The following is a 3,666-nucleotide window of genomic DNA, read 5'->3' on the forward strand; positions in this document are numbered from 1 at the left end:
GACGCCGGAACCCATCATTCCAAGGGGCGAGGCCCTGAGCGGCTGGAAATCGGCGGTGCGGCCATACTGGGACGCTCTTGTCGGCTATGCCCGGCGGTTCAGCCAAGTGAAAGAGCGGGAGCAGCAGATCCAGCGGGACGCCGCAACCATCTCAGCAGCGCGGACAGCACAGGCTCGGCCGGTGCTGCCGGAGATCGAGGAGATCAAACGCCGCCGGGACCGGGCGCAGGATCAGCGGTAATTTTGGTGGTGTCAGCAGAGCTGACGCTTTTTTCCTTGTTTTCTTGTGCCTAACGGCTCTTTTGCCGGGCCAGCTTGGCCGCAGCTCTTACGAAAATAACGCGTAGTTCTCACTTCTCTGGACGCAGTTCTCACATTTTTTCTTTGGTCCTCACGAAAACGACCAATCTTCTCTGTGAGAACTAACGCAGGTATAACAATGAGCATCGAAGACACAGGCACTTTTCCTGGCTTCCCAGAGGACGACGGCGTGAGAACTACTAAGAAAAACGCAGGCACTGCGCCAGGCATCGGGCACAATTCGCAGGTCAAAACTGCGAAAGAGCGGGCCAAAGAGCATTACGACAGGAAAAAAGCTGCGGGCTGGCGGAAAACCTGGGTCGATCCTGACACGCTGGCGCTGGCCGACGAGCTCGGCGGCATCGAAGCCGTTTCGGGCGACCGGGCCAACCTGGCGAAGAAGATCGAGGAACAGGCGGCAGAGCTGGACGCCCTGCGTTCCCGTGGCCTGTGGTCTCGCATTCTGAACAGGAAGGGATGAGTCTCAGGAACTGAGACTCATAGCGCCGGAACGGCGCTACGCCCCCATCACTTGCCAGACTCTTGGCGGTCGCTGCGTGATGGGGGCGCGAAACCCGAGATGTTGTAGGAGAAGTGAAACCGGCCCGCGCACTGGGAAAAAAGCCACTGGTTAACACGCGGGCCGTGCCTCAAAAAACCGATGAAGCAGGGGTAAGGTAGCACAGGAACAGATCTTCACCAGCACTCCCGTGAAACCCCATTTTCTCAGCAATTACGCAGCACTTACAACAAGCGGGCGGTAGGGGTTCTGCGCTACCCTCTCATCTTGCCCAAAATGGGATGACCGCTCCCATCAAAAGGGGCCGTAGGGCATCCCATTTTGAGGGCCTGAAAGGCCCTTTTTCTGTTTTTGGATACGAGACCTATCTTCTCAAAGGTTTTCAAAAATAGGAGGCGAAAATGGCCCAAAAGATACGAGATGAAGCTCAAGATTTATTTCTTCCCCAAGAGCAACAACCGGAAGACTTGATAAGAGCTGTTCATGTGATCGAAGCACCAGAACCGCGCCTTAACGATGTTTTATTTGCACTGAACACAATCGAAGATCTTGCAGCTGCTCGCCTTGTTGGTGCGAGCATCAAAGAAGCACATCGAGCGGCTGCCCGTCTTGCCGAAGCTCTTGGATATAACCGCCTGATCTTCGCTACAAAGCTGAAAGCTTACACTGACAAACATCAAAAAAAGCAGCCCGTGAAACCCAGAAAGGGGGGGACTGATCGTTAGTTTCAGTCTCAGTTCCTGAGACTTATGGGGGGGTTCTGGATCACCCCCATAAGAGGAAGAAAAGAGGAATGATGTAAGTCATTGATTTTACACAATGTGCAGTTTCAAGTATTGAGACTCCTTGTTGCACATTTGAGTATTGATAGTTTCAGTTTTGTATGGTTACCGTGAGACCGTAAGTCTCTACCTCACCTGATCCGGAGAAGTAGCAATGGAGAGCAGTAAAGTGCCAAAGGATACAGGACAAGAAATCGAAGTCGAAGCTGAGCAGGGCCTCCTGCCAGGGATCATCCACGACGAAAGCCCTTTCACTAAGGGCTTTCGTGTGAAGACCAGAGGCAAAAAGGTATCTGTCGGTGGCGACGACCTTGCGGTCGTCAATATGGAAACGGGAGAGTGGGCCGGAACGGCTGAAATCACGCAGAGGATTGCGGTTGATTCTGAGAAGTTCGTGAAGGTCTTTCAGGCTCAGATCGGGGCGTTCTTCGGCCTGACTTCGGCAGGCGCGAAGGTTCTCACAGCGATTTGGAAAGAGATGGCCAGAGACCCGAATAAAGACATCGTCTATATGAGCGAGACAGCAGCCAAAAGACACGCGAAATCTGTTGGCTCCTCGATCTCCAAGGCGACGTATTTCAGGGGCAGGATGAACCTGATCGAGAACGGCTTCATCGCGCCGTCAGCAGATCAAAATCGCTACTGGATCAACCCCGCGCTATTCTTCAATGGCGACCGGGTGAAGTTCATCACAGAGCTGAGAAAAGCCCCTGAAATCGCAGGCCCCGGCGAGACCTTCGAAGGGGAAGAAACCGACGAAGGCTGACTGCTTGCCTCCCTGCCTTGGGCTTCGCTGCGCTGCGCCCAGGGCAGAAGTTGCGACAAGCCTCTGCGGGGCGCATTTCCTTTCCAAGAACCCGAAGGGCGGAATAAAGGGGACTTACTCCCCTTTTATTTCCGAGCCGCCCTGTCGGGCTGAAAAAAAGGTGCGTGCGCGACTTCATCGAGACCCTTCCGGGAGACCCTGCCGGAGGCTGCGTTCGCTCCGCGAACGGGGGCAACGATGCAGCAGGACGAGCCAAAGAAATTCGCCATTCTCCGAACGGAGAAAGTCAAAGACCTCGCCGAGCTTGGCGGTCGTGGCCGGCATAATTCCCGCGCAGACGAGAAAGGCACGGAGCACGCGACCAATCCGAACCCCAGGTTCGGTGGTGGTGCCCGCCTTCTCGCCGGCGAAGAGGATGCCGTAGCCGCGTGGCGCCGCAAGCTGGACGAGCGCGGAATCGATCCGAAGAAGCTGCGAAAGGACAGCGTGAAGGCCGTTGAGATGGTCCTCACGGCCAGCGGCGATTGGTTCGACACTGCAACGGACAAGGAGCGCGTGGCGTGGGTCCGGCAATCCCTTTCCTTTGCAAAGAAGAAACTGGGGGAGGAGAACATCCTCTCCGCCCAGCTCCACGATGACGAAGAGACTCCTCATCTGCAAATCTTGGCCGTTCCCCTGGTCTTCAAAGAACGCGCCAAGCGTGGCCGTGCCAGGAGGGGCAGAGAAGGGGCCAAGAGGGCCTCTCAACCGCCTGCATGGGGTCTCTCTGCGAAAGACTTCATCGGTGGCAGCAAGCACGAACACGAGAAGCTCCAGACCGCTTACTGGGAGAGCGTCGCGGACCTTGGCCTCAAGCGTGGGATCTCCAAGAAGGTCACGGGGGCGCGGAATATGGCACCGGCCAAATATCGCGCGATGCAGGCGGCCAAGCTGTCAGAGATCGAACAGCATAACGCCGAGGCGGTCAAAGACGTCGAGACGGCCAAGAAACTGCGTTCCTATGCTGAGAAGGACAGGCAGGAGGCTGCACGGGTGCTTTCCGCAGCAGACGACACAGCCGCGGCCCTGTCGCTGGGCTTGGACGCGATCGACGCCGGGGAGCTGGCGCACCGGCCCAAAACGCCAGAGAAGCCAACAGAGGGCCTGACGCTCAACAAGACGCCGGAACCCATCATTCCAAGGGGCGAGGCCCTGAGCGGCTGGAAATCGGCGGTGCGGCCATACTGGGACGCTCTTGTCGGCTATGCCCGGCGGTTCAGCCAAGTGAAAGAGCGGGAGCAGCAGATCCAGCGGGACGC

5 protein-coding genes are annotated in these 3,666 nt (G+C 56.9%); all 5 read left to right on the forward strand.

The window, feature by feature from the left end:
- Positions 1-241: hypothetical protein (locus AB9K35_RS21970; protein WP_369929475.1), on the forward strand; the 241-nt coding region annotated here is incomplete at its 5' end.
- A 198-nt stretch (positions 242-439) separates the two neighbouring features.
- Entirely contained in the window at positions 440-781 is a 342-nt protein-coding gene (locus AB9K35_RS21975) for a hypothetical protein (protein ID WP_369929477.1), read from the forward strand.
- A gap of 440 nt (positions 782-1,221) precedes the next feature.
- Positions 1,222-1,545: a hypothetical protein gene (locus tag AB9K35_RS21980; protein WP_369929479.1), complete on the forward strand. Its 324-nt coding sequence runs from the start codon at positions 1,222-1,224 to the stop codon at positions 1,543-1,545.
- A gap of 211 nt (positions 1,546-1,756) precedes the next feature.
- A complete protein-coding gene (locus AB9K35_RS21985; RefSeq protein WP_369929481.1) occupies positions 1,757-2,368 on the forward strand; it encodes a hypothetical protein in 612 nt (203 codons plus the stop codon).
- Between the two features lie 237 nt (positions 2,369-2,605).
- Positions 2,606-3,666 (forward strand): MobV family relaxase (gene mobV / locus AB9K35_RS21990; protein WP_369929483.1); only part of this gene is annotated, 1,061 nt, incomplete at its 3' end.

The organism is Leisingera sp. XS_AS12 (genome assembly GCF_041224635.1).
Taxonomy (GTDB): domain Bacteria; phylum Pseudomonadota; class Alphaproteobacteria; order Rhodobacterales; family Rhodobacteraceae; genus Leisingera.

Coding starts and splice junctions, on each gene's coding strand:
- AB9K35_RS21975 (WP_369929477.1), top strand. CDS start 440: ATGAGCATCGAAGACACAGGCACTTTTCCTGGCTTCCCAGAGGACGAC.
- AB9K35_RS21980 (WP_369929479.1), top strand. CDS start 1,222: ATGGCCCAAAAGATACGAGATGAAGCTCAAGATTTATTTCTTCCCCAA.
- AB9K35_RS21985 (WP_369929481.1), top strand. CDS start 1,757: ATGGAGAGCAGTAAAGTGCCAAAGGATACAGGACAAGAAATCGAAGTC.